Here is a 26,305-nt window from a genome sequence, read left to right as displayed (position 1 = left end):
CCTGCGCATCGCCATGAACGGCGTCACCGGGCGCATGGGCCACCACCAGCACCTCGTCCGCTCCGTCCTCGCCCTGCGGGAAGAGGGCGGCATCGACCTCGGCGACGGCACGGTGCTGTGGCCCGAGCCGGTCCTCGTGGGGCGCGACGCGCGGCGCCTGGCCGCCCTCGCCGGGCGGTACGGGATCGAGGAGTGGACCGACGACCTCGGGGCCGCCCTCGGCGACCCCACCGTCGACGTCTATTTCGACGCCCAGACCACCTCCGCCCGCGAGACCGCCCTGCGCCGGGCCATCGCCGCGGGCAAGCACGTCTACTGCGAGAAGCCCACCGCCCCCGACATCGGGGGCGCCATGGACCTCCACCGGCGGGCCGAGGAGGCGGGCGTCAAGCACGGCGTCGTCCAGGACAAGCTCTTCCTCCCCGGCATCCGCAAGCTCAAGCGGCTGCTGGACGGCGGCTTCTTCGGCCGCGTCCTGTCCGTCCGCGGGGAGTTCGGCTACTGGGTCTTCGAAGGCGACTGGCAGAGCGCCCAGCGGCCCTCGTGGAACTACCGCAGCGAGGACGAGGGCATCACCACCGACATGTTCCCCCACTGGGAGTACGTCCTGCGGGAGCTGTTCGGCCCCATCGCCTCCGTGCAGGCCCACCTGGCCACCCACATACCGCGCCGCTGGGACGAGCGCGGCAGACCCTACGAGGTGAAGGCCGACGACGCCGTCTACGCGACCCTGGAGCTGGAGAGCGGCGCCGTCGTCCAGCTCAACTCCTCCTGGGCCGTCCGGGTCCACCGCGACGAGCTGCTGGAGTTCCAGGTCGACGGCACCGAAGGGTCGGCCGTCGCCGGGCTGCGGCACTGCCGCGTCCAGCACCGTTCGGTCACCCCCAGGCCCGTGTGGAACCCCGACACCGCCGCGGGTGCGGACTTCCGCTCGCAGTGGCAGGACGTGCCCGACAACGAGGAGTTCACCCACGCCTTCAAGGCGCAGTGGGAGCTGTTCCTGCGCCACGTGGCCCGGGACGAACCCTGGCGCTTCGGCCTCGACGCCGGGGCGCGGGGCGTGCACCTCGCCCTCCTGGCCCGGACCTCCGCCCGGGAGGGCCGCAGGATGCCGCTGCGGGTCACGCCACCGTGATCCACCTGCCCGACGCGACCGGGGCCCTGCGCCCGTACCGGTCCCGCTCCCGGCCCCTGGACCTCCCCGCCCGTGCGGCACCGCCGGTCTCCCGTGCGGTCCTCGCCGCCGCGCACATCGTCGCCGACCCCTTCGGCAACACCACCCCCGACGGACCCGCGGACCTCGACTGGGACGCCACCCTCGCCTTCCGGCGGCACCTGTGGGCCCACGGCCTCGGGGTCGCCGAAGCCATGGACACCGCCCAGCGCGGCGCCGGACTCGACCGGGCGGGCGCCGCCGAACTCGTGCGCCGCTCCGCCGCCGAAGCGAAGGCCACCGGCGGGCACCTCGTCTGCGGAGCCGGCACCGACCGGCTCACACCCCCGTACGGCACCCTGGCGGACGTCACGGCCGCCTACGAGGAGGACCTCGCCCACGTGGAGTCCCACGGCGCCCGGGCCGTCGTCATGGCCTCCCGGGCCCTGGCGGCCCTGGCCGCCGGGCCGGACGACTACCACGAGGTCTACGGCCGGCTGCTCCGCCAGACCGCCCGGCCCGTGATCCTCCACTGGCTCGGCCCCATGTTCGACCCCGCTCTGGAGGGCTACTGGGGCAGCACCGACCCTGACGCCGCCACCGACACCCTGCTCGACCTCGTCGCCGCCCACCCGGGGAAGGTCGACGGCGTCAAGGTGTCGCTGCTGGACGCCCGCCGGGAGACCGCGCTGCGCCGCCGCCTCCCCGCCGGGGTCCGCTGCTACACCGGCGACGACCTCCACTACCCCGCCCTCGTCGACGGCGACGCGGACGGCCACAGCGACGCCCTGCTCGGCGTCCTCGACCCGCTGGCGCCCCTGGCGGCCCACGCCGTGCGGCGGCTGGACGCGGGCGACCGGCGCGGCTTCCGGGCCCTCCTGGATCCGACCGTCCCCCTGGCCCGGCACCTCTTCGCCCCACCCGTCCGCTCCTACAAGACCGGCATCGTGCTGCTCGCCTGGCTCGCCGGGCACCAGGACCACTTCACCATGGCCGGCGGCCTGCACGCCGCGCGCTCCCTGCCGCACCTGGCGCGCGCCTACGAACTCGCCGACGGTCTGGGGCTGTTCCCCGATCCGGAGCGCGCGGAGGCCCGGATGGGCCGGCTGCTGGCCGTGCACGGGGCGGGGCCGTGACGGGCGGCCTCGCGCGCTTCAGCCTCAACCAGCAGACGGTCCGCCAGTGGTCCCTGCCCGAGCTCGTGGCGGGCTGCGCGGCGGCCGGGGTCCGCCACGTCGGGCTGTGGCGCGAGCCCGTCCGCCGCCACGGCGCGAGCGCGGCGGCCCGGCTCGTCCGCGACGCCGGACTCTCCGTCAGCAGCCTGTGCCGCGGGGGTTTCCTGACCGCCGCCGACGCCACCGGCCGGGCCGCCGCGCTCGCCGACAACCGGGCGGCGATCGAGGAGGCCGCCGAGCTCGGCACCCGCACCCTCGTCCTCGTCGCCGGCGGGCTGCCGCCGGGCAGCCGGGACCTGGCCGGGGCCCGGGAGCGGGTCGCCGACGCGCTGGCCGAGCTGTGTCCCCGCGCGGCCGGGTGCGGAGTGCGGCTCGCGATCGAGGCCCTGCACCCGATGTACGCCTCCGACCGCTGCGTCGTCACGACCCTGCGGCAGGCGCTCGACCTCGCCGAGCGGTTCCCCGCGGACCAGGCCGGCGTGGTGATCGACACGTACCACCTGTGGTGGGACGACACCGTGGCCGGCCAGCTCCGGCGGGCGGGCGAGGGCGGCCGGATCGCGGCGTTCCAGCTCGCCGACTGGGTCACCCCGCTGCCCGAAGGGGCGCTGCTGGGGCGCGGGCAGCTCGGTGACGGGTGCGTGGACCTGCGGTGGTTCCGCCGCCGGGTCGACGCCGCCGGCTACCGGGGGCCCGTCGAGGCCGAGATCTTCAGCCCCCGGCTGTGGGCGCGCGACGGCGCCGGCGCCCTGGCCGAGGTCCTCGACCGCTACCGGCGGTTCGTCCTCGACATACCGTAGGTAACCGCCCAGGTCGGAAGCCCACCTTCGGTAACGGAACGATAACTCCTTGAAAGCGTTGCAACCCTTTGCGGCCTACAGCGGTCGTACTGGACATCAGGCTTCCCGGGGAGGGATCCGGGGGGATTCGGGGAAGCCGGTTGTGGGGGGTACCCGAGGGGCCCGGTCGTCGGACCGGGCCCCTCGGTTTTTCGCCCGCCCCTTTCCGCGGGCCGCCGCCCCCGAGCGCCCAATCCCGCTCGCGCGCCCGGGTTTTCCACAGGCCCGAACGGCTGTCGGACCCCGGCGGTACCGTCAGGGCATGGCGAACATGGCTGTGGTCGAAGGGGTCCTGGAGCGGATCACGTATGCCAACGAGGAGAGCGGCTACACCGTCGCCCGCGTCGACACCGGGCGCGGCAGCGGCGATCTCCTCACGGTCGTCGGCGCCCTGCTCGGCGCGCAGCCGGGGGAGTCGCTCCGCATGGAGGGCCGCTGGGGCTCCCACCCCCAGTACGGCAAGCAGTTCACCGTGGAGAACTACACGACGCTCCTGCCCGCCACGGTCCAGGGCATCCGCCGCTACCTCGGCTCCGGCCTGATCAAAGGCATCGGCCCGCGCATCGCCGACCGCATCACCGAGCACTTCGGCACCGACACCCTGGACGTCATCGAGCGGGAGCCGAAGCGCCTGATCGAGGTGCCCGGCCTCGGCCCGAAGCGGACGAAGATGATCGGCGCCGCCTGGGAGGAGCAGAAGGCCATCAAGGAGGTCATGGTCTTCCTCCAGGGCGTCGGGGTCTCCACCTCCATCGCCGTGCGCATCTACAAGAAGTACGGAGACGCCTCCATCTCCGTCACCCGCAATCAGCCCTACCGGCTGGCCGCCGACGTCTGGGGCATCGGCTTCCTCACCGCCGACCGCATCGCCCAGGCCGTCGGCATCCCCCACGACAGCCCCGACCGCGTCAAGGCCGGTCTCCAGTACGCCCTTTCCCAGTCCACGGACCAGGGGCACTGCTACCTCCCCGAGGAGAAGCTGATCGCGGACGCGGTGAAGCTCCTCCAGGTCGACACCGGGCTCGTCATCGACTGCCTCGCCGAGCTGGCCGCTGACGGCCCCGACGGCGAGGGGGTCGTCCGGGAGAGCGTGCCGGGCCCCGAGGGCGGCGAGCCCGTCACCGCCGTCTACCTCGTCCCCTTCCACCGGGCCGAGATCTCCCTGGCCGCCCAGGTCTCCCGGCTGCTGCGGACGGAGGAGGACCGCCTCGCCGTCTTCCAGGACGTCCAGTGGGACAAGGCCCTGGCCTGGCTCGCCGACCGCACGGGCGCGGAGCTCGCGCCCGAGCAGCGGGAGGCGGTCCGCCTCGCGCTCTCCAGCAAGGTCGCGGTGCTCACCGGCGGCCCCGGGTGCGGCAAGTCCTTCACCGTCCGCTCGGTGGTGGAGCTGGCCCGGGCCAAGAAGGCCAAGGTTGTCCTCGCCGCGCCCACCGGCCGGGCCGCCAAGCGCCTCTCCGAGCTCACCGGCGCCGACGCCTCCACGGTGCACCGGCTGCTGGAGCTCCGGCCCGGCGGTGACGCCGCGTACGACAAGGACCGCCCGCTGGACGCCGACCTGGTGGTGGTCGACGAGGCGTCCATGCTGGATCTGCTGCTGGCCAACAAGCTCGTCAAGGCCGTGGCGCCCGGCGCCCACCTGCTGCTCGTCGGCGATGTCGACCAGCTGCCCTCGGTCGGCGCCGGCGAGGTGCTCCGCGACCTCCTCGCCCCCGGCAGCCCCGTCCCGGCGGTCCGGCTCACCCGGATCTTCCGCCAGGCCCAGCAGTCCGGCGTGGTGACGAATGCACACCGCATCAACTCCGGGGTGCCGCCGATCACTCAGGGGATGGCCGATTTCTTCCTCTTCCCCGAGGAGGACACCGAGGAGGCCGGCCGGCTCACCGTGGACGTGGCCGCGCGGCGCATCCCCGCGAAGTTCGGGCTGGACCCGCGCCGGGACGTCCAGGTGCTGGCTCCGATGCACCGTGGCCCGGCCGGCGCCGGCACCCTCAACGGCCTGCTCCAGCAGGCCATTACGCCCGGCCGCCCCGACCTGCCGGAGCGGCGCTTCGGCGGCCGGGTCTTCCGGGTGGGCGACAAGGTCACCCAGATCCGCAACAACTACGAAAAGGGGCAGAACGGAGTCTTCAACGGCACCGTGGGCGTCGTCACCGCCCTGGACGAGGTCGAGCAGCGGCTGACCGTGCGCACCGACGAGGACGAGGAGGTCGGCTACGACTTCGACGAACTCGACGAGCTCGCCCACGCCTACGCGGTGACCATCCACCGCTCCCAGGGCAGCGAGTACCCCGCAGTGGTGATCCCGGTCACCACCGGGGCCTGGATGATGCTCCAGCGCAATCTCCTCTATACCGCCGTGACTCGGGCAAAACGCTTGGTGGTGCTCGTGGGGTCCCGCAAGGCCCTCGGCCAGGCCGTCCGGACGGTTTCCGCAGGCAGGAGATGTACAGCGCTGGATCACCGGCTCGGAGGTGGGATTCGTCTCCAGCCGGTTTACCAACCGGGGCGAACGGGGCAGGATGGGCAGGCTGGGCGGCACTGAGTGCCGTCTTTAGGCCCTATGGCCGACCCCGAGTGCACGAGCATCGTCCAAATGGGGGAAGGTAGGGGTAGTCAGGGCACCTCGAAGAAGAGGCACAACGTCGGTGAGGGATGACGTGAGCGACAACTCTGTAGTACTGCGGTACGGGGACGGCGAATACACCTACCCGGTGGTCGGCAGCACCGTCGGCGACAAGGGCTTCGATATCGGCAAGCTCCGCGCCCAGACCGGGCTGGTGACCCTGGACTCCGGTTACGGCAACACCGCCGCCTACAAATCCGCGATCACCTACCTCGACGGTGAGCAGGGCATCCTGCGCTACCGCGGTTACCCGATCGAGCAGCTCGCCGAGCGCAGCACGTTCATCGAGACGGCGTTCCTGCTGATCAACGGTGAGCTGCCGAGCACCGACGAGCTGGCGGCGTTCCAGGGCGAGATCACCCAGCACACGCTGCTGCACGAGGACGTCAAGCGGTTCTACGACGGCTTCCCGCGCGACGCCCACCCGATGGCGATGCTGTCCTCCGTGGTCAGCGCGCTGTCGACCTTCTACCAGGACAGCCACAACCCCTTCGACGAGCAGCAGCGCCACCTCTCGACGATCCGGCTGCTCGCCAAGCTCCCGACGATCGCGGCGTACGCGTACAAGAAGTCGATCGGCCACCCGGTCGTCTACCCGCGCAACGACCTCGGCTACGTCGAGAACTTCCTGCGCATGACCTTCTCGGTGCCCGCCGCCGAGTACGACCTCGACCCGGTCGTCGTCAACGCGCTCGACAAGCTGCTCATCCTGCACGCGGACCACGAGCAGAACTGCTCGACCTCCACCGTGCGGCTGGTCGGCTCCTCGCAGGCGAACATGTTCGCCTCGATCTCGGCCGGCATCAGCGCCCTGTGGGGCCCGCTGCACGGTGGCGCCAACCAGTCGGTGCTGGAGATGCTCGAGGGCATCAAGGCCAACGGTGGCGACGTCGACTCCTTCATCCGCAAGGTGAAGAACAAGGAGGACGGCGTCCGGCTGATGGGCTTCGGCCACCGCGTCTACAAGAGCTTCGACCCCCGGGCGAAGATCATCAAGGCGGCGGCGCACGACGTCCTCTCGGCGCTCGGCAAGTCCGACGAGCTGCTGGACATCGCGCTCAAGCTGGAGGAGCACGCGCTCTCCGACGACTACTTCGTCTCGCGCAACCTCTACCCCAACGTGGACTTCTACACCGGTCTGATCTACCGGGCCATGGGCTTCCCGACCGAGATGTTCACCGTGCTCTTCGCGCTCGGCCGGCTGCCCGGCTGGATCGCCCAGTGGCACGAGATGATCAAGGAGCCGGGTTCCCGCATCGGCCGCCCGCGCCAGATCTACACCGGCGTGGTCGAGCGCGACCTGCCGCTCTCGCGCGGCTGAGCCGACGCCCCAGGGCTTCCGGCGCAGAAGAAAGCGCCCCGCCGCCGATCCCCCCACGGGTCGGAGCGGGGCGCTTTCCCGTTCCCCGGAACGGATTCCCCCCACGGGATCCGGCCGGGAGCCGCGGTGCGCGGTGCCGACGCGATCTGCCGGGACGCGTACGTACGGGAGGGCCGCTCAAAGCTCCCCGGGTACGTGCCCCGGCCACGCGTGGCCGGTACCGTCCCCCAAGACGATCCAGCACTGCCTGGTTAGACCCACGACCCCCCGCAATGGTTACGTTGGGATGCCTGTGATCTAGGTCTCCTGCCATAAGGGGACGTAAAAGGGCAAGAGTTCGAACGTGTGGGTGTTGTGTCTCTTATGGGGGTTACCGGCGGCATCTTCCCCGCGGTAACCCCCGCTCCGCCGGCTGATTCCTTACGGCCCGCACCGCGCCCGGCGGCGCACGCCTTAGGCAAAGGACCGCAGCCGCAGGCTGTTCGTCACCACGAACACCGACGAGAAGGCCATCGCCGCCCCCGCGATCATCGGGTTGAGGAGGCCGGCCGCCGCCAGGGGCAGCGCGGCCACGTTGTAGCCGAAGGCCCAGAAGAGGTTGCCCTTGATGATGGCGAGCGTCCGGCGCGCGAGCCGGATCGCGTCCGCCGCCACCCGCAGGTCACCGCGGACGAGCGTGAGGTCGCCCGCCTCCATGGCCGCGTCCGTGCCCGTGCCCATGGCCAGGCCCAGATCGGCCGTGGCCAGGGCGGCGGCGTCGTTGACCCCGTCGCCCACCATCGCGACCGTCCGGCCCCGGGCCTGGAGCCGCTTGACGACCGCCACCTTGTCCTGCGGCAGCACCTCGGCGACGACCTCGTCGATGCCCACCTCGCGGGCCACCGACTCCGCCACCGCCGTCGTGTCGCCCGTGAGCAGCACCGGCGTCAGCCCGAGGGCCCGCAGCTCCGCGACCGCCCGCGCGCTGGTCTCCTTGACGGTGTCGGCGACGGAGAGGACGCCCCGCGCCCGGCCGTCCCAGGCCACGGCCACCGCGGTGCGGCCCTCGCCCCGCGCGGTGGCCAGGGCGGCCGCCAGCGAGGCGGGCAGCTCGATGCCCGCCTCGAAGAGCAGCGACTCCCGGCCCACCAGCACCCGGCACCCCTCGACCTCGCCCCGGACGCCCAGCCCGGCGACGCTCTCGAAGTGCTCGACGGGCGGGAGCTCCCCGGCCCGCTCGGCGGCGCCCGCGGCGACGGCCCTGGCGACCGGGTGCTCCGAGGCGTGTTCCAGGCCGCCGGCGCGGCGCAGCAGCTCGCGCTCGCTCACGCCCGGCGCGGTCACGACGTCCCACAGGCCCATCCGGCCGGTCGTCACCGTCCCCGTCTTGTCCAGGACGACCGTGTCCACCCGGCGGGTGGACTCCAGCACCTCGGGGCCCTTGATGAGGATGCCGAGCTGCGCGCCCCGGCCGGTGCCGACCATCAGGGCGGTCGGCGTGGCGAGGCCCAGGGCGCAGGGGCAGGCGATGATCAGCACCGCGACGGCGGCGGTGAAGGCGGCCGTCACGTCCGCCGTGGCCAGCAGCCAGCCCGCCAGGGTGGCCAGCGCGATCACCAGCACCACGGGCACGAAGACGCCGGAGATCCGGTCGGCGAGGCGCTGCACCTGGGCCTTGCCGTTCTGGGCGTCCTCGACGAGCCGGGCCATCCGGGCCAGCTGGGTGTCGGAGCCGATGCGGGTGGCCCGGACGATGAGCCGACCGGAGGTGTTGACGGTCGCCCCGGCCACGGGGTCGCCGGGGGCGACGTCCACCGGCACGGACTCGCCGGTCAGCATGGAGGCGTCCACGGCGGAGGCGCCCTCGACGACGGTGCCGTCCGTGGCGATCTTCTCGCCGGGCCGGACGACGAAGAGGTCGCCGGCCGCCAGCCGGGAGACGGGCACCCGCTCCTCACGGCCGCCGCGCAGCACGTAGACGTCCTTGGCGCCGAGCTCCAGCAGCGCCCGCAGCGCGGCCCCGGCCTTCCGCTTGGAGCGGGCCTCCAGCCAGCGCCCGGCAAGGATGAAGGTCGTCACCCCGGCCGCCGCCTCCAGGTAGATCGCGGAGGAGCCGTCCGTGCGGGAGACGGTGAACTCGAAGGCGTGGCGCATGTGCGGCATGCCGGCGGTGCCGAGGAACAGCGCCCACAGCGACCAGCCGAACGCCGCGAGGGTGCCGATCGAGACGAGGGTGTCCATCGTGGCGGCGCCGTGCTTGGCGTTGGTCCACGCGGCGCGGTGGAAGGGGAGGGCGCCCCAGATCACGACGGGGGCGGCGAGGGTCAGCGACAGCCACTGCCAGTGGTCGAACTGCAGGGCCGGGACCATCGACATCAGCACCACGGGCACCGACAGCGCCAGGGAGACCGTGAGCCGCTGCCGCAGCGCCTCGGCCTCACCGCCGGCCGCCTCCCCGCCCTCCGGTGTGGGTTCCGCCTCGGGCGCGTGGGCCCGGGGCGGTTCCGCGGTGTATCCCGTTCTCTCCACGGTGGCGATGAGATCGTCGACCGTCACACCGTCGCCGAAGGCGATCCGCGCCTTCTCGGTGGCGAAGTTGACCGTGGCCTCGACGCCGTCCATCCGGTTGAGTTTCTTCTCGACCCGGGCGGCGCAGGAGGCGCACGTCATGCCGCCGATGGTGAGCTCGACGTCGCTGCGGGCCGGTGCGGTGGGGGTGTGGGGGACCGTGTTCGTCGCGTTCATCGCGTGTTCCCGGCGGGAGAGGGTGGGCGGAGGGGGTCAGGCGCGGCCCGTCAGTTCGTAGCCGGCCTCGTCGACGGCGGCGCGGACGGCCGCCTCGTCCAGCGGCGCCGAGGAGGTGACGGTGACCTCGCCGGTGGAGGCCACGGCCTTCACGGAGGTGACCCCGGCGAGGGCGGAGAGCTCGTCGGTGACCGCGGATTCGCAGTGGCCGCAGGTCATGCCGGTCACCTGGTAGACGGTGGTGGAGGCGCTCATGGTGGTACTCCTCGGTAGTCGTGCGTCAGTCGTGCGTCGTCGTGCAACAGCGTCAACACCTTACCCCCTAGGGGTATTCCTCCGAGGGGGTTCCGGGTGATCGGTACCCGGGCTCCGGGGCATGACGAAGGGCCCCGGTCCGGGCGGTGCCCGGCCGGAGCCCTGGGGTCGGGGGTCAGTTCTTGCTGTCGCGCCGGGAACGGTTGCCGGGACGCCGGGCGACCCAGTCGCGGATGGTGTCCGCGAACCAGTAGGGCTTGCCGCCCTCGCTGACGTCAGGGGCGGGCATCAGCCCGTGCTTGCGGTAGGTCCGGACGGTATCGGTCTGTACTCCGATGTGCGCCGCGATCTCCTTGTAGGACCAGAGTCGACGGTCAGTCATCTCTCGCGCCTCTCCGCTGCGCCGCAGCGACGGAGGGGGATCCGTCGGGGGAGCCGCGGCGCTGCCGTTCTTGATCACTCAGCCTGTTTCCTGCGAACGACGCAGAGTGACGACCGGCGTGGGGCTGTTGGACTGCTGTGACCGAAGCGCCGCGTAAGCGTGACGCCCGTTACCAGGACATGACGGTGTAACAGCCGCCAAACGCCTCGCGGCGGGCCCCGTCAGCGCGGACCCGGCGCGTCCAGGCCCGCCCGTTCCGCCACCTCCGCGGGCCGCACCGGCCGGCCCTCCCGCCGGGACAGCTCGCACGCCTCGGCCACCAGCAGCGCCCACAGCCCCTCCCACCCTGGGCAGGGGTTGGGCGCCTCGCCCCGCGCGGCCCGCAGGAAGTGGGCGAGCTCCGCCCGGTAGGCGCCGTCGAACCGCTCCAGGAAGCCGCCCCAGGGCCGCGCCGGCGCCCCCGGCCCGGCCGGCTCCGCCGAGGTGGCGGGCGTGCGCCCGTCCAGCCCCACCACCCACTGGTCGCGCTCGCCGGACAGCTCCGTCCGCACGTCGCAGCCCGCGCCGTTGTACCGGGTGGCGGTCGCCGTGACGAGGGTGCCGTCGTCCAGCGTGAGCAGCGCGGCGGCGGTGTCCACATCGCCGGCCTCCCGGAAGAAGGCGGCACCGCCCGCCGAGCCCCGCGCGTACACCTCCGACACCTCACGTCCCGTCAGCCACCGGACGGCGTCGAAGTCGTGCACCAGGCAGTCACGGATCAGCCCGCCGGAGTGGGGCAGGAACTCCGGCGGCGGGGGCGCGGGGTCGGACGTCACCGTCCGGATGGTGTGCACCCGGCCGAGCCGCCCGGCGCGCAGGGCCTCCCTGGCGGCCAGGAACCCGGCGTCGAAGCGGCGCTGGAAGCCCAGTTGCAGCAGCGTCCCCGCCGCGTCGACCTCGCGCAGCGCCCGGAGCGTGGCCGCGGGGTCGAGGGCGACGGGCTTCTCGCAGAAGGCGGGCAGCCCGGCGCGGGCCGCCGCGGTGATCAGACCGGCGTGGGCGGCGGTCGCGGCGGTGATGACGACGGCGTCGACGGCGCCGGGCATCAGCACGGCGTCCGGGGACGCGGCCCGGGCGCCGACGCGGGCCGCCAGGGCCGCGGCCCGGCCCGGATCGGCGTCCGCGACGACGAGCTCGCCGACCCCGTCCGCCCCGGCCAGGACGGCCGCGTGGAAGGACCCGATGCGCCCCGCTCCGATGAGACCGATCCGCACGGCGACAGCTCCTTCGTCGGGGAGGGTGGGGGCAGGCCCGGTCAGTCGTACAGGGCCGGGCGCGCGGCCAGGTCGACCGCCACGCGGCCGCCCGTGGCCTGGGCCCGTACGCCCGCCTCGCACACCGCCGCCGCGGCGTAGCCGTCCCACGCGCTCGGGCCCTCGACCGCCCCGCGCCGGGTGGCGTCCACCCAGCACTGCACCTGCCGGTCGTAGGCGTCGGCGAAGCGGGCCAGGAAGTCCTGGGCGATCCGCCCGCCCCAGCGGCCCGCGGTGTGCACGGACAGCCCGTGGGCGTCGCCGATCCGGGCGGTGCCGCGCTCGCCCACGGCCTCGCACTGCACCTGGTAGCCGAAGCCGCAGGCGGGGAAGATCTCCACGTCGACGACCACGCCCGCGGCGGTCTCCAGGAGGACGAGCTGGGGCAGGTGCTCGGGCGCCGCCGCGCCGCCGGGCTTGAGCACGGTGACGGCGGTGATCTCCTGGCCGAGCAGCCAGCGGGTGCTGTCGATCTCGTGCACCACCGAGTCGTTGATCATCATCTGCTCGGTGTAGCCGGGCGGCGTGGAGACGTTGCGGTGGCGGCAGTGCAGCATCAGGGCCCGCCCGAGCCCGCCCGCGTCCAGCAGCGCCTTCAGCTCCAGGTGCTCGGCGTCGTAGCGGCGCATGAAACCCACCTGGACCCGGCGGTGCCCCAGCCGGGTCTCCGCCTCCAGCACGCGCAGCGCCGACGCGGCGTCCGGGGTGAGGGGCTTCTCGCACAGCACGGGCAGATCGCGGGCGAACGCCTCCAGGAGGGCGGCCTCGTGGGCCGGGCCGGGCGAGGCGATGAGCACCGCGTCCACGCCGGGGGCGTCCATCGCGGCCGCCGCGTCGGTGTGGGCGGCGCAGCCCCCGATCCCGGCGGCGGCCCGCTCCGCCCGCTCGCCGTCGACGTCGACGACCGCGGCGACCCGCGCCCCGCTGACGGCGCGGTCGAGCCGCCGGACGTGGTCGGCGCCCATCCTCCCCGTGCCGATGACGGCGACGCCGAGGGTGCCTTGCTGCGTCATGCTGCGACTCTCCCGTTTCTGCTGTCTCTCCCGGTGTCTCTCCGGGCGGCTTCCCGGGCGTCTTCCCGGCCGTGCACGGCGGTCAGAGGCCGCAGCCGCGGAGGAACCCGCGGGTGCGCCGGGCGATGGGCAGCGGCCGGTCCGGCGGGCAGGGGTACATGTCCTGCTCCACGATGGCGAACAGGTCCGCGTCCAGCTTCGCGGCGGCGGCCAGCACCGGCTCCAGGGCCGGTACCCCCCGCGGCGGTTCGCACATGACGCCCTGGCGCACGGCGGGGCCGAAGGGCGTGCCCTTGGCGATCACGTCCGCGAGGACCGCCGGATCGACCTGCTTGAGGTGGAGGTAGCCGATCCGCTCGCCGTAGGTCTCGATGAGCTTGACGCTGTCGCCGCCGCAGTAGGCGTAGTGCCCGGTGTCCAGGCACAGGTCGACCAGGCCGGAGTCGGTGGCGTCCAGGAAGCGCTCCACGTGCGCCTCGGTGTCGAGGTGGGTGTCGGCGTGCGGATGGACGGCGATGCCGAGCCCGAAGCGCTCGCGGACCTCGCGGGCCAGGCGCTCCGTGCCCGTGGTGAGGTGACGCCACTGCTCCGCCGTCAGCTCGGGGCTCTCGATCAGCTCCGCGGTCCTGTCGTCACGCCAGAAGGAGGGGATGACGACGAGGTGGCGGCCGCCCACGGCCCGCGTCAGCTCGGCGACCCGCGCGACCTGCTCCCAGGTGTCCTCCCAGACGGCGGGCCCGCGGTGCAGGGCGGTGAAGACGGTGCCGGCGGAGACGGAGAGCCCGCGCCGGCCGGTCTCCTCGCGGAGCCGGGCGGGGTCGGTGGGGAGGTAGCCGTACGGGCCGAGCTCGATCCACGCGTAGCCCGCCTCGGCGACCTCGTCGAGGAAGCGCCGCCAGGGGGTCTGGGCCGGGTCGTCGGCGAACCAGACGCCCCAGGAGTCCGGCGCGGAACCGACCCGGATCCGGGGGGAGGAGGCGGGGGACGCGGGGTGCGTGGCGGACATGGGCGGCTCTCCTCGGGGGAGGGGCGGGGTTGTGCGTAGCTTCCCCGCAGGGTAGTTGGGTGTCAAGGGTTCGTCCGGACATACGGACGTAACGTCAAGAGCCCTCCGAGTACGTCTATATGTAAGGACAATTCCTTGACATGCTCGAACGGCCCGGCTAGACCTGACCCATGAGTGAGCCGAGACCGTACGACCTGATCACGATGGGCCGGATCGGGGTGGACCTCTACCCCCTCCAGACCGGCGTGCCGCTGTCGCGGGTCGAGACCTTCGGGAAGTTCCTGGGCGGGTCGGCGGCCAACGTCGCCGTGGCCGCCGCCCGGCTCGGCCGCCGCGCCGCACTGATCAGCCGCACCGGCGCCGACCCCTTCGGCGACTACCTCCACCAGGCACTGCGCGACTTCGGGGTGGACGACCGGTGGGTCACCCCCGTCGCCGACTACCCCACGCCCCTGACCTTCTGCGAGCTCTTCCCGCCGGACGACTTCCCGCTCTACTTCTACCGCCGGCCCAAGGCCCCCGACCTGGAGATCCGCACCGCCGAGCTGGATCTGGACGCCGTCCGCGCCACCCGGATCCTCTGGGTGACCGGCACCGGCCTGTGCGAGGAGCCCAGCCGGGCGGCGACGCTCGCCGCGCTCGCCGCGAGGGCCAAGCGCGGCACCACCGTCTTCGACCTCGACTGGCGGCCGATGTTCTGGGGCGGCGAAGGCGGTGCCTCCGGCGCGGGCGGCGCCACCGGGCCCGCCGCGAGGGCCGCCGCCCACCCGCACTACGCCGCGGCCCTGGCCCACACCACCGTCGCCGTCGGCAACGCCGACGAGTGCGAGGTCGCCACCGGCGAACGCGAACCGCACGCCGCCGCCTGGGCCCTCCTCGACGCCGGCGTCGAGCTCGCCGTCGTCAAACGGGGCCCCGAGGGCGTCCTCGCCGTCCACCGCGACGGCACCACCGTCGAGGTGCCGCCGACCGCGATCGACGTCCTCAACGGGCTCGGCGCGGGCGACGCGTTCGGCGGCGCCCTCTGCCACGGCCTGCTCGCCGGCTGGGAGCTGGAGCGCACCCTGCGCTACGCGAGCGCCGCCGGCGCCCTCGTCGCCTCCCGGCTCGCCTGCTCCGCCGCGATGCCCGCCCCCGGCGAGGTGGAAGCCCTCCTCGCCGGCGCCGCCGAGGGGGAGCGCAGCCCGTGACCGTCCGCATCGCCGACCTCGCGCGGGTGCGCGGCCGGCACCCCGAGGCCGTCGCCGAGGCGGCGGCCCGGCGGGCCCGCCGCCCGCTCCTCGGCGACTCCGGCCGCCTGATGATCATCGCGGCCGACCACCCCGCCCGCGGCGCCCTCGCCGTCGGCGGCCGCCCCTTCGCCATGGCCCACCGCGGCGACCTGCTGGAACGGCTGTGCCTCGCCCTCTCCCGCCCCGGCGTCGACGGCGTGCTCGGCTCCGCCGACATCCTGGACGACCTGCTGCTGCTCGGCGCCCTCGAACACAAGGTCGTCATCGGGTCGATGAACCGCGGCGGACTCTCCGGCGCCGCCTTCGAGATGGACGACCGCTTCACCGGCCACCGCCCCGAGGACCTGGCCGCGCTCGGCTTCGACGCCGGCAAGCTCCTGCTGCGCATCGACCACGACGACCCCGGCTCCCTCACCACCCTGCACGCCGCCGCCCGGGCCGTCGACGCCATGGCCGCCCGCCGGCTGCCCGTCTTCGTCGAACCGTTCCTCTCCCGGCGGGTGGCGGGCAAGGTCCACAACGACCTCGGCGCCGAGGCCGTCATCACCTCCATCGCCATCGCCTCCGGCCTCGCCGGCACCTCCGCCTACACCTGGCTCAAGGTCCCCGTCACCGACGACCCCCGCGACATGGCCCGCGTCATGGAGACCTCCACCCTCCCCGCCGTGCTGCTGGGCGGCGACGTGCCCGAAGGTGCCGCCGGGCAGGACGCCGCGTACGAGAAGTGGCGCGCCGCGCTGCGGCTGCCCACCGTGCAGGGGCTGGTCGTCGGCCGTTCCCTGCTCTACCCCGCCGACGGCGACGTGGCGGGCGCCGTCGACACGGCCGTGGGACTGCTGTGACCCTGGTGCCCCGGACGGCCGCACGACCGTCACCCCCGTCAGGCCGTGCCTTACGCGACGTCAGGAGAGTCGAGAACCGGATGAGCCTCGCCACCCACCACATCCCCGCCGGCAGCGCCGCCGACGGCGGCCCGTACACCCTGGACATCGGCCCGGAACAGGCCGGCTGGGGCTATTCGGCGCTGCGCGTCCTCGCCCTGACTCCCGGCTCCACCCACACGTTCACCTCCGGCGACAGCGAGTGGATCGTGCTGCCGCTGGCGGGCGGCTGCACGGTCACCGTGGACGGACGTCCCCTCGCACTGGCCGGCAGGAAGAACGTGTTCGCGGGCGTCACCGACTTCGCGTACGTCCCACGCGACGCGCACGTGACCCTCAGCTCGCCCACCGGCGGGCGCTTCGCGCTCACCGGCGCGCGCTGCGAGCGCCGGCTGCCCGCCCGCTACGGGCCCGCGTCCGGCGTCCCCGTCGAGCTGCGCGGCACCGGCCACTGCTCCCGGCAGGTCAACAACTTCGCCGCCGCCGGGGTGTTCGACTGCGACCGGCTCATCGCCGTGGAGGTCCTCACCCCCGGGGGCAACTGGTCCTCCTACCCGCCGCACAAGCACGACGAGCACCGCCCCGGCGAGGAGAGCGAACTGGAGGAGATCTACTACTTCGAGATCAGCGGCGACTCCGGCCTCGGCTACCAGCGGGTCTCCCCCTCCCGGACCGGCGGGACGGACGTCCTCGCCGAGGTCCGCAGCGGCGACGCCGTCCTGATCCCCGACGGGTGGCACGGCCCCTCCGTCGCCGCCCCCGGCCACGACATGTACTACCTGAACGTCATGGCGGGGCCCGGCGCCGAGCGGGAGTGGCTCATCCGCGACCACCCCGACCACGCCTGGATCCGCACCACCTGGCCCGAGCAGCCCGCCGACCCGCGGCTGCCGTTCTACGCCGCCCCCGGAGGCGACCGATGACGCGGACTCGCCGGCTGACCGTCGCCCAGGCGCTGGTGGAGTTCCTCGCCCACCAGTACACCGAACGGGACGGGCACCGGGCCCGGCTGATCAGTGCCTGCTGGGGCATCTTCGGCCACGGCAACGTAGCCGGCGTCGGCCAGGCGCTGCTGGAGTCCCAAGGGGCCCTGCCCTACCTCCAGGGGCGCAACGAACAGGCCATGGTCCACGCCGCCGTCGGCTACGCCCGCCAGAGCGACCGGCTCTCCGCGCAGGCCGTCACCACCTCCATCGGCCCCGGCGCCACCAACCTCGTCACCGGCGCCGCCCTCGCCACCGTCAACCGGCTGCCCGTCCTGCTGCTGCCCGGCGACACCTTCGCCACCCGGCCCGCCGACCCCGTCCTCCAGCAGCTGGAGTTCCCCGGCGCGGGCGACGTCTCCGTCAACGACTGCCTGCGGCCCGTCTCGAAGTACTTCGACCGGATCACCCGGCCCGAAGCGCTGATCCCCGCCGCCCTCCAGGCCGCCCGGGTGCTGACCGACCCGGCCGAGACCGGCGCCGTCACCCTCGCCCTGCCGCAGGACGTCCAGGCCGAGGCGTACGACTGGCCGGAGGAGTTCTTCGCCGACCGCGTCTGGCACGTCCGCCGCCCGGCCCCCGACCCGGCCGCCACCGGCGAGGCCGCCCGGGCGGTACGGGCCGCCCGGCGCCCCCTGCTGATCGCGGGCGGCGGGGTCCACCACAGCGAGGCCGAGGAGGCGCTGCGGGCCCTCGTGGACGCGACCGGCATCCCCGTGGCCTCCACCCAGGCGGGCAAGGGCTCGCTGCACCACGCCCACCCGGCGGACCTCGGCGGCATCGGCCACACCGGCACGGCCGTCGCCGACGACCTCGCCCGCACCGCCGACCTGGTCATCGGCGTCGGCACCCGCTACAGCGACTTCACCACCGCCTCCTCCACCCTCTTCGCTGACCCCGGCGTCCGCTTCGTCAACCTCAACATCACCCCCTCCGACGCGCACAAGATGGCCGGCCTGGCCCTCGTGGCCGACGCCCGCACCGGACTGGAGGCCCTCACCACCGCGCTCGCCGGCCACCGGGTCACCGCGGCGTACGAGCGGGAGTACACGGCCGGCAAGGCCCGCTGGGAGGCCGTCGTCGACCGCGCCTACGCCACCGACGACCCGGACGCCCCGCCCACCCAGACCCAGGTGCTGGGCGCGCTGGACCGTGTCGTCGGCGACGAGGACGTCATCGTCAACGCGGCCGGCTCGCTCCCCGGCGACCTGCACAAGCTCTGGCGGACCCGCTCCCGCCGCCAGTACCACCTGGAGTACGGCTACTCCTGCATGGGCTACGAGATCCCGGCCGCGATCGGCGTGCGCCTGGCCGCCCCCGGCCGGCCCGTGTGGGCGCTCGTCGGCGACGGCACGTACCTGATGATGCCCACCGAGCTGGTCACCGCCGTGCAGGAGGGGATCGCCATCAAGGTCATCCTCATCCAGAACCACGGCTACGCCTCCATCGGCGGCCTGTCGGAGGCGGTCGGCGGCGAACGCTTCGGCACCGCCTACCGCTACCGCGCGGCCGACGGCACCTACACCGGCGACCCGCTGCCCGTGGACCTGGCCGCCAACGCCGCCTCGCTGGGCATGGCCGTCCTGCGCGCCCGCACGGCCGGGGAACTGCGCCGGGCCCTGGCCGAGGCCCGCGCGTCCGACCGCCCCACATGTGTCTATGTCGAGACGCGAACAGCCGACACAGTGCCGGGCGCGCCCCCCGCCGAGGCGTGGTGGGATGTGCCTGTCGCCCAGGCCGCCACCCGGCCGGCGGCGGTGCGGGCGCGCCGGGAGTACGAGCGCGGGGCGGCCGCCCGGCGCCGCCATCTCTGAGGCCGAGCGGACCTGACGCCCACCCCGAAACCCGTGCCAGAAGGGCTCCCGAAGATGAAGACCGTGAACCACTGGATCGGCGGCAAGGCCGTCGAGGGCGCCTCCGGCACCTACGGGCCGGTCACCGACCCGGCGACCGGTGCGCAGACCACGCGCGTCGCCTTCGCCTCCGCGGCGGAGGTCGACGCGGCCGTGGCCGCCGCGAAGGCCGCGTTCGCGACCTGGGGCACCTCCTCGCTGGCGGCCCGCTCGGCAGTCCTCTTCCGCTACCGGGCCCTGCTCGACGCCCACCGCGACGAGCTCGCCCGGCTGATCACGGCCGAGCACGGCAAGGTCCACGCCGACGCGCTGGGCGAGGTCGCCCGCGGCCTGGAGATCGTCGAGCTGGCCTGCGGCATCACCACCCAGCTCAAGGGCGAGCTGTCCACGCAGGTGTCGGGGGGCGTGGACGTCTCCTCGATCCGCCAGCCGCTCGGCGTCGTCGCGGGCATCACGCCCTTCAACTTCCCGGCGATGGTGCCGATGTGGATGTTCCCGCTCGCCGTCGCGTGCGGGAACACCTTCGTCCTCAAGCCGAGCGAGAAGGACCCCTCGGCGGCCCTGCTCCTCGCCGAACTGGCCGCGGAGGCCGGGCTGCCGGACGGGGTGCTGAACGTCGTCAACGGCGACAAGGTGGCCGTGGACCGCATCCTGGAGCACCCGGACGTCGCCGCCGTCAGCTTCGTCGGCTCGACCCCGATCGCCCGGCACATCTTCACCACCGGCACCGCCAACGGCAAGCGCGTCCAGGCCCTCGGCGGCGCCAAGAACCACATGCTGGTCCTGCCCGACGCCGACCTCGACGCGGCCGCGGACGCCGCCGTCTCCGCCGCCTACGGCTCGGCGGGCGAGCGCTGCATGGCGATCTCGGCGGTCGTCGCCGTCGGTGACACCGGGGACGAGCTCGTCGCGAAGATCAGGGAACGCGCCGAGAAGATCAAGATCGGCCCCGGTGACGACCCGTCCTCCGAGATGGGCCCCCTCATCACCAAGGCCCACCGCGACAAGGTCGCCTCCTACGTCTCCGGCGCCGCGGCCCAGGGAGCGGAGGTCGTCCTGGACGGCACGGGCTTCACGGTCGAGGGCTACGAGGACGGCCACTGGATCGGCCTGTCCCTCCTGGACAAGGTGCCCGCCGGCGCCGACGCCTACCGCGATGAGATCTTCGGCCCGGTGCTGTGCGTGCTGCGCGCGGAGACCTACGAGGAGGGGCTCGCGCTCATCAACGGCTCGCCCTGGGGCAACGGCACCGCCATCTTCACCCGTGACGGCGGAGCGGCCCGGCGCTTCCAACTGGAGGTGCAGGCGGGCATGGTGGGCGTCAACGTGCCCATCCCGGTGCCGGTCGGCTACCACTCCTTCGGCGGCTGGAAGGACTCGCTCTTCGGCGCCCACCACATCTACGGCAACGACGGCGTGCACTTCTACACCCGCGGCAAGGTCGTCACGACCCGCTGGCCGGACCCGGCGGACAGTGCCGTGGACCTGGGCTTTCCCAGCCACCGCTGAGGCCGTGGCGCGGTCCTGAGCTCCCTGCCGCGCCAGTGCGCCGCGGTCCTGAGATCTTCCCGCCCTGGTGCGCCGCCGGGGGCCCGCAACCGATGCGGGCCCCGCGGTGTCTTTCTTAACAAGGGGGCCTTGCAGGGGAGCAAGGGCCTCGCGGGGACAACAGCCTCGCGGGGAAACAAGGGAGGGCCAGTCGTGTTCCATTTCGATTTCCGGCGCCCGGTCGTGGCTGTCGCCGTCTGTGCGGCGGTGCTGGGCGTCGCGGTGCCGGCCGTGGCCGCCGCTCCGGTGGGTGCGGCCCCGGTGGGTGCGGGTCAGCACCGGCCGGCGGCCGGGCAGTACGACGCCAAGCAGGTGCACGCGTTCCTGACCGGCTTCTACGGACAGCACGGGCCGAGCCCGGCCGCCCGTAAGAACAAGGTCACCGAGGAGCTGAAGAAGAAGGCCGCCGCCACGAAGGACTACGACCTGCTGCTGTGCGCGCAGAACACCCCGCGGAGCATCGCGATAGGCAAGGTCACCACCGCGCAGTCGGCGGGCATGGGCTGGGCCACCGTGACCACGAAGTGGGGCGGCGGGCCGGACGGCCGGTTCACGGCGTACGTCGGGCTGGACGCGAGCAAGCCGCTGAAGCTGGCCGACATCGTGTGCGGTGACCTTCGGCGGTAGCCGGGGCCGGGCGGGACCGGGCGGCGTCGGGTCAGGTCGGGCCGGGGCGATAGCGGCGGGCGGCGGCGCCCACCGGTCACCGAAATAAGCGGTCGGTCGCATTCCGATCAGTTGCGGTCAGGACCGTAAGCTCGACGGTATGACCTGGTCGAAGGCGCTGAAAGACACCGTTCGTACCGGGCTGACGATCGAGCGGACCAGACTGACGCCCCTCGTCGCGCTGCGCGGCGCGTGCGGGGTCGCGATCGTGATCGGGCTGCTGCTGTGGCTCGGGTCGCCGGAGCTGGCCGTGTCGTCCGCGTTCGGGGCGTTCGCCTCCGGGCTGGCGACCTTTCAGCGGAGCTGGCGGCCCCGGCCCGTGCTGGCACTCGCGGTGGCGGTGGGGCTGGGGGTCAGCACCTTCCTCGGCTACGTCGCCGCCGCCGACCCCCTCGTGTTCGCCGTCCTGCTCACCGTGTGGACGCTGCTGGCGGGCATGGCGTGGGCCGTCGGCCCGGTCTCGGGCCTGGTGGCCACGCAGACCGTCGCGGTCATGCTCGTCACGGTCACCCTGCCGACCTCGGTCGCCGGGGCGCTGGAGCACGCCGGGTTGATCGCCTTCGGCGGGCTCGTCCAGGCGGCGCTGATCGTCCTGCTGCCCATCCGGCCCTGGGGCGCCCAGCGGGACGCCCTCGCCGACGCGCTGGCCGCCGAGGCGGACTACGCGCGCCGGCTCCGCCACGACCCCGTGGCGCGCTTCGACCCGCAGCCGCTGATGGACGCCCGGGAGGCCGCCGAGCTGACCCCGCGGCAGGCCCGCAGCCGACCGCGCCAGTTGGGCGGGCCCCGGGGCGTCGCCGAGCGGATCCGGCCCGTGCTCGCCTCCCTCGCCGACCCCGTGCTCGGTGCCCCCGCCGAAGGGCCCGAGCGCGACCGGGTGCGGGATTTGCTGGCCGCCTCCGGCGCGGTCCTGGACGCGGTGGCGCGGGCGATCCGGTGGGGCAGGCCGGTGCGGCTGCCGCCCGAGGCGGTGGCGGCGCTGGAAGTGCCCGAGACGCCGATACTCCAAGGGGCCGCCCGCCGCTCCGCGCTGCGGCTGATCGCCCTGCTGGGCGACGCCGTGGAGGCCACGGACGAGCCCGTCACCACCGCCGCGTCCCCGGACAGGCCGGAGCCGCCGGAGCACCGGCACCTGCTGCGGCCCTCGGTGCCCCGGCTCGTCCCGGTGGGGCTGCGGGCCCTGCGCCGCGAGGCGCGCTGGTCCTCGCCGGTCGGGCGGCACGCCGTGCGGGTCGCCGCCGTGGCGCTGGCCGGCTACGCCCTGGGGAGCGCCCTGCCGTTCGGGCACACCTACTGGGCGCCCATGACCTCGGTGATGGTGATGCGGCCGGACTTCGGCCAGACTTACTCACGGGGCGTGGCCCGCTTCGCGGGGACGGTCGTCGGCGTGCTCGTCGCCGGGGCGCTGATGGCGACGACCCGCCCCGGCGCCTGGGTGAGCGCGGGGCTGGCCGTGGTGTGCATCGGGCTGATGTACCTGCTGATGCGCACGGGTTACAGCGTGGCCTCGGCCTGCATCGCCGCGTACGTCGTCTTCCTGCTCGGCATCGCGGGCGAGGGCTGGTCGCAGACGGTGCAGGAGCGGGTGGCGCTGACCCTGCTGGGCGGGGTCCTCGCGATGGCCGCCTACGCGCTCTTCCCGAGCTGGGAGACGCCCCGGCTGCGGGACCGGCTCGCCGACTGGGCCCGGGCCAACGGCCGCTACACGCTCGCCGTCCTGGGCGCCTTCGCACGGCCCGCCGAGCGCAAGCCGCGGCGCGTGCGCGAGGCGCTCCTGGACTCCCGGGCGGCCCGCACGGCCTGGGAGGACGCGGCCGCCCGCGCCCTGACCGAGCCCGTGCGGCACCGGGGCATCTCCCGCAGCGCCGAGCGGGCGGCGGAAGCGGCACTCGCCACCATGGGCCGGGCCACGATGCTGATGGAGGCTCATCTCCCGGACCGCGGCGCCGACCCGGACCCGGGGGCGGAGGCGTTCGCCACGGCCCTGGAGGCGGCCCTGCCGGCGGCCGTCCAAGCCGTCCGGGACAGGCAGGCGCTGGACTGGTCGGGCCCGCGGGCGGCCCTGGACGCGTGGCGCGAGCGGGCGGGCGACGAGGGCGTCGCGATCCGCGGCACGGAACTGCTGATGGACGCCCTCCACGAACTGGAGACGGCCCTCTCCCCGGGCCCCCGCGGCCGCAACCGGGCGGCCCGCCGGCCGTAGGAACGGCGAGGCGGACGCCGGACCGCCGGCCGCGCGCGGGCGGTTGACGCCGGCCGGCCCTGCCGGGCCGCGGACCCCTCTCGCCGGCCGCACCGTGAGCCGCTGCCGGGTCGGGTGGGCGTCGGGGCCCTGATCGCCCGGCTTTCCGCTTGTCAGGCTCTGCGGTCCCCCTTGTCCGGCCGGGTGGTCGCTGGAGGCCGTCGTCCGGCCGGACGCGCGTGGGTAGGCGCGTCCGGCGCCCCGCTAGCCCGGCTCTCCGGCCCCGGCGGCCGGCACCCCCGGCACCCCCGACCCGGCCGGAGGCCGCCCCGTGAACAGCCGGTCCAGGTGTGCGTCCAGCAGGCGCAGCGCTCCCTCGGGGGACCAGACCTCCAGGAGGGTGTACGCCGTGAGCCCGTCGACCAGGGCGATCAGCAGCATCGCCTCCGTCTCCGGGTCGCGGTCCGCCGCGATCTCCCCCCGTTCGACGCCGCTGCGCACCTGCCCGGCGAAAAAGTCCCGCAGCGCCGGGATGCCCTCCTGCGCGTTGTCGCGCAGCCGTTCGTCGTGGAGCGCCCGGACGAAGTAGGCGACCTGCACCAGATTGCCGGCGCGGCTGTCGGCGTCCATGGGGAGCATCTCGATGAGCGACTCCCGCAGCACCTCCCGCGGGCCGGGCGATCCCGGCAGCGCGCCGATGCGCTTGCTCACGCGCCGGGCCGCGAGGTCGGAGATGTGCCGGAGGGCGAAGACCAGCATCTCCTCCTTGCTGGAGAAGTAGTGCTGCAACTGGCCGAGTGAGATGCCCGCCTCGGCCGCGACATCGCGCAGGCTCGCCCGGTCCAGCCCCCGCGCGCACGCGATCCGCCAGAGGGCCTCCGCGATCCTGCGGCGCCGCTCCTCGTGGTCCACCCGCTTGGGCACGGCTGCCACCTCCTCGCTTTCGCAGGTCGTTTGTATTGCTATAGCTTAGCGCCTGCCAATACGGTTGACTTGGAAAGTTGGGGGCAACGATGACCGCACACCGGCACCACCCACAGCCCGGCCTGAGGCCGCCGCGCTTCGGCGTCGACCCGCGCGCCCGCCGCTGGTGGACCGTCCAGGCGCTGGTCACGGTGAGCGGACCGATGCTGATCGTCGCCGCCGCCCTGCTCGTCCTGTCCGTCCTCTTCTTCCCCGGCGCGCTGCCCTGGCTGGGCCCCCTGCTGCTGCTCGTCCTCGTGCTCCCCGCCGCCGGCTACCTCGTGGCCATGCCGCGGGTGCGCCTGCGCGTGCACGCCTGGGAGGTGGGGGAGTTCGCGGTCTACGCGGCGAGCGGCTGGTTCCGCCAGCGGCACCGCATAGCCCCGCTCTCCCGGGTGCAGACCGTCGACACCACGCGCGGCCCCATCCAGCAGGCCCTCGGCCTCGCCACGGTGACCGTCACCACCGCCTCCACCGCGGGGGCCGTGAAGATCGCGGGCCTGTCCGACGCCGACGCCCGCGCGCTCGCGGAGCGCATCGGCGACGCCGCGCGCCTGGTCCCGGGGGACGCCGCATGAGCGAGCAGTGGCGCTCCCTCGAACGCCGCACCCTCCTGGTGCACTGCACCTGGATGGCCGCGCCCCTCGGCTCCCTCGCCCTCACCGCCCTCGCCACCGGCGGGCGGCTCGACCTCCGGGCGTGGATCACCCTCGGCGTCATCGCCGCGGTCTTCGCCGGGATCTCCACGGCCGGGCTCATCACCTGGCGGCGCACCCGCTACCGCGTCACCGCCGACTCCTTCGAGCTGCGGACCGGCCTGTTCACCCGGCGCGTCCGCGCGATACCCCTGCACCGCATCCGCAACGTCGACCTCACCGCCAACCCCGTGCAGCGCGTCCTGGGCCTGTCCGTGCTGCGGGCCGGCGCCGGCGGGCACGGGACGGAGCTGTCCCTGGAGGCCCTCTCCCGCGGCGAGGCCGTCCGGCTGCGGGCCGAGCTCCTGGCCCGCGCGGGGACCGCGGGCGCCGACGACCCTGTCCTCGCCACGGCCGACCCGCGGTGGCTGCGCTACGCGCCGCTGACCTTCTGGGTGTTCGGCGGGGTCTTCGCCGCGGCCGGCGCGGCGTGGCGGGCGCTGGACGGCATGGGCATAGAGCCCTGGCGGATCGCGTTCGTCCGCCACGCGTTCCAGGAGTTCGGCCACAGCGCGCTCTGGATCACCGTCCCGCTGGCCCTGCTCGCCGTCACCGCCCTCGGCAGTGCGGGCGCCGTGGGGGTGTACGCCGAGAACTGGTGGCGGTACCGCCTGGAGTGGACCGACGCGGCCACCCTGCGCGTCCGCCGCGGTCTGTTCACCACCCGCTCCGTCTCCATCGAACGGGACCGCCTGCGCGGCGTGGCCCTGCGCGAGCCCCTCCTGCTGCGGGCCGGCGGCGGCGCGACCGTGCGGGCGGTGGCCGGCGGGCTCGGCGACCGCGAGGAGAACCGCAAGCGCAGTGTCGTCCTGCCGCCCGCGCCCCGCGCGGAGGCCCTGCGGGTGTGCGCGGGCATCCAGGGCGCGCCCCTGTCCGACGCGGGGCTGACGCCCCATCCGCGCGCCGCCCTGCGCAGGCGGGCGGTCCGCGCGTTCACCTGGGCGGTGCTGCCGCCGGCCGTGGCGCTCGCCGTGCTGGGGTGGCTGCTCACACCGGTGCTGCTGTGGTGCGCGGCGGGCTACCTGCTGCTCGCCGCCCCGGTGGCCCACGGGCTCGCGCGGGACGCGTACCGGGCGCTGGGGCACGGGATTCAGGGGGACCGTCTGGTGGTGCGGTCCGGCACGTTCGTCCGGGAGACCGTGGCGCTCGACCGGCGGTCGGTGGTGGCCTGGACGTTCACCCGGACGCCGTTCTCCCGGCGCGCCGGGCTGGTCACCGTGACCGCGGCCGTGGCGGCGGGCGAGGACGGATACCGCATCCGGGACATGTCGGCCGAGGAGGCGGTGCGCTTCGCGGAGGCCGCGGCACCGGGGATCCTGACGGAGTTCCTCGACGCGCCCGGGGGCGCCCCGCAGGTGACGAGACGCGCATACGGGACACACCGCCGCACGTGAGGTGCTTCACACCGGACCGGAGACGGACGTTCCGCAGCTCGTCCCCGGCGCCGGGTGCCCCGGCCGCAAACGCACCCTGAGCTGGGTGTTCGACGGCGTCGTCCGGGACCGGGAGGCGCGGGCCG

General features: G+C 74.3%; 21 protein-coding genes. 14 read left to right on the top strand and 7 right to left on the bottom strand.

From position 1 onward, the window contains the following. Positions 1–13 precede the first annotated feature (13 nt). From ABZ951_RS06560 to ABZ951_RS06540, 5 genes are all read left to right on the top strand, one after another. Positions 14–1,135, top strand: coding sequence for a Gfo/Idh/MocA family oxidoreductase (locus tag ABZ951_RS06560; RefSeq protein WP_344092697.1), 1,122 nt, complete (start codon positions 14–16; stop codon positions 1,133–1,135). Next, positions 1,132–2,289, top strand: a complete 1,158-nt coding sequence (locus tag ABZ951_RS06555) for a dihydrodipicolinate synthase family protein (protein WP_344092630.1) — start codon at positions 1,132–1,134, stop codon at positions 2,287–2,289. The genes ABZ951_RS06560 and ABZ951_RS06555 overlap by 4 nt, the downstream gene beginning before the upstream one ends. After that, positions 2,286–3,128 carry a sugar phosphate isomerase/epimerase family protein gene (locus tag ABZ951_RS06550; protein WP_344092631.1) on the top strand — a complete coding sequence of 281 codons (843 nt, stop codon included), beginning with the start codon at positions 2,286–2,288 and terminating at the stop codon, positions 3,126–3,128. The genes ABZ951_RS06555 and ABZ951_RS06550 overlap by 4 nt, the downstream gene beginning before the upstream one ends. A gap of 301 nt (positions 3,129–3,429) precedes the next feature. Next, a complete protein-coding gene (locus ABZ951_RS06545; protein WP_344092633.1) occupies positions 3,430–5,709 on the top strand; it encodes an ATP-dependent RecD-like DNA helicase in 2,280 nt (759 codons plus the stop codon). A gap of 115 nt (positions 5,710–5,824) precedes the next feature. Then, the gene (locus ABZ951_RS06540) at positions 5,825–7,111 is read left to right on the top strand and encodes a citrate synthase (protein WP_344092635.1); all 1,287 of its coding nucleotides are present in this window, start codon (positions 5,825–5,827) and stop codon (positions 7,109–7,111) included. Positions 7,112–7,564: 453 nt separating this feature from the next. Here ABZ951_RS06540 and ABZ951_RS06535 read toward each other — a convergent pair whose 3' ends face one another. From ABZ951_RS06535 to ABZ951_RS06510, 6 genes are all read right to left on the bottom strand, one after another. Beyond that, positions 7,565–9,835: a heavy metal translocating P-type ATPase gene (locus ABZ951_RS06535; RefSeq protein ID WP_344092639.1), complete on the bottom strand. Its 2,271-nt coding sequence runs from the start codon at positions 9,833–9,835 to the stop codon at positions 7,565–7,567. Positions 9,836–9,871: 36 nt separating this feature from the next. Beyond that, the gene (locus tag ABZ951_RS06530) at positions 9,872–10,090 is read right to left on the bottom strand and encodes a heavy-metal-associated domain-containing protein (protein ID WP_344092641.1); all 219 of its coding nucleotides are present in this window, start codon (positions 10,088–10,090) and stop codon (positions 9,872–9,874) included. 175 nt (positions 10,091–10,265) lie between these two features. After that, positions 10,266–10,472, bottom strand: coding sequence for a MerR family transcriptional regulator (locus ABZ951_RS06525; protein ID WP_344092643.1), 207 nt, complete (start codon positions 10,470–10,472; stop codon positions 10,266–10,268). Positions 10,473–10,693: 221 nt separating this feature from the next. Continuing rightward, complete coding sequence (locus tag ABZ951_RS06520; protein WP_344092645.1) at positions 10,694–11,725, bottom strand: Gfo/Idh/MocA family oxidoreductase; 1,032 nt, start codon at positions 11,723–11,725, stop codon at positions 10,694–10,696. A 41-nt stretch (positions 11,726–11,766) separates the two neighbouring features. Further along, the gene (locus tag ABZ951_RS06515) at positions 11,767–12,777 is read right to left on the bottom strand and encodes a Gfo/Idh/MocA family oxidoreductase (RefSeq protein ID WP_344092647.1); all 1,011 of its coding nucleotides are present in this window, start codon (positions 12,775–12,777) and stop codon (positions 11,767–11,769) included. 82 nt (positions 12,778–12,859) lie between these two features. Beyond that, the gene (locus ABZ951_RS06510; RefSeq protein WP_344092650.1) at positions 12,860–13,783 is read right to left on the bottom strand and encodes a sugar phosphate isomerase/epimerase; all 924 of its coding nucleotides are present in this window, start codon (positions 13,781–13,783) and stop codon (positions 12,860–12,862) included. A gap of 170 nt (positions 13,784–13,953) precedes the next feature. Here ABZ951_RS06510 and iolC point away from each other — a divergent pair, with 170 nt between their 5' ends. The 7 genes from iolC to ABZ951_RS06475 all read left to right on the top strand — a co-directional run bounded on the left by iolC (position 13,954) and on the right by ABZ951_RS06475 (position 23,149). Next, positions 13,954–14,973, top strand: coding sequence for a 5-dehydro-2-deoxygluconokinase (iolC, locus tag ABZ951_RS06505; protein ID WP_344092652.1), 1,020 nt, complete (start codon positions 13,954–13,956; stop codon positions 14,971–14,973). Next, positions 14,970–15,857, top strand: coding sequence for a deoxyribose-phosphate aldolase (locus ABZ951_RS06500; RefSeq protein WP_344092654.1), 888 nt, complete (start codon positions 14,970–14,972; stop codon positions 15,855–15,857). Before iolC ends, ABZ951_RS06500 begins: the two co-directional genes overlap by 4 nt. An 80-nt stretch (positions 15,858–15,937) precedes the next feature. Then, complete coding sequence (iolB, locus tag ABZ951_RS06495; protein WP_344092656.1) at positions 15,938–16,819, top strand: 5-deoxy-glucuronate isomerase; 882 nt, start codon at positions 15,938–15,940, stop codon at positions 16,817–16,819. Then, on the top strand, positions 16,816–18,693 hold the full coding sequence (gene iolD, locus ABZ951_RS06490; protein ID WP_344092658.1) for a 3D-(3,5/4)-trihydroxycyclohexane-1,2-dione acylhydrolase (decyclizing): 1,878 nt from the start codon (positions 16,816–16,818) through the stop codon (positions 18,691–18,693). Before iolB ends, iolD begins: the two co-directional genes overlap by 4 nt. A 54-nt stretch (positions 18,694–18,747) precedes the next feature. Beyond that, positions 18,748–20,241, top strand: coding sequence for a CoA-acylating methylmalonate-semialdehyde dehydrogenase (gene mmsA, locus ABZ951_RS06485; protein ID WP_344092660.1), 1,494 nt, complete (start codon positions 18,748–18,750; stop codon positions 20,239–20,241). 192 nt (positions 20,242–20,433) lie between these two features. Continuing rightward, positions 20,434–20,907, top strand: a complete 474-nt coding sequence (locus tag ABZ951_RS06480) for a hypothetical protein (RefSeq protein ID WP_344092662.1) — start codon at positions 20,434–20,436, stop codon at positions 20,905–20,907. A gap of 139 nt (positions 20,908–21,046) precedes the next feature. Further along, positions 21,047–23,149 (top strand): FUSC family protein, encoded by a 2,103-nt coding sequence (locus tag ABZ951_RS06475; protein ID WP_344092664.1) that lies wholly within the window; start codon positions 21,047–21,049, stop codon positions 23,147–23,149. A 243-nt stretch (positions 23,150–23,392) separates the two neighbouring features. Here the strand turns inward: ABZ951_RS06475 and ABZ951_RS06470 are convergent, their stop codons facing one another. Next, a complete protein-coding gene (locus tag ABZ951_RS06470) occupies positions 23,393–24,052 on the bottom strand; it encodes a TetR/AcrR family transcriptional regulator (RefSeq protein ID WP_344092666.1) in 660 nt (219 codons plus the stop codon). Between the two features lie 89 nt (positions 24,053–24,141). On the opposite strand from ABZ951_RS06470, the gene ABZ951_RS06465 reads away from it, so the two are divergent. Together ABZ951_RS06465 and ABZ951_RS06460 are read left to right on the top strand one after the other, a co-directional pair. After that, entirely contained in the window at positions 24,142–24,669 is a 528-nt protein-coding gene (locus ABZ951_RS06465; protein WP_344092668.1) for a PH domain-containing protein, read from the top strand. Then, on the top strand, positions 24,666–26,180 hold the full coding sequence (locus ABZ951_RS06460) for a PH domain-containing protein (RefSeq protein WP_344092670.1): 1,515 nt from the start codon (positions 24,666–24,668) through the stop codon (positions 26,178–26,180). The genes ABZ951_RS06465 and ABZ951_RS06460 overlap by 4 nt, the downstream gene beginning before the upstream one ends. Positions 26,181–26,305: the final 125 nt, after the last annotated feature.

Origin of the sequence: Streptomyces sp. NPDC046215, assembly GCF_040646215.1 — a bacterium.
Lineage (GTDB): Bacteria > Actinomycetota > Actinomycetes > Streptomycetales > Streptomycetaceae > Streptomyces > Streptomyces stramineus.
This window is presented reverse-complemented; position numbering and strand designations above follow the sequence as displayed.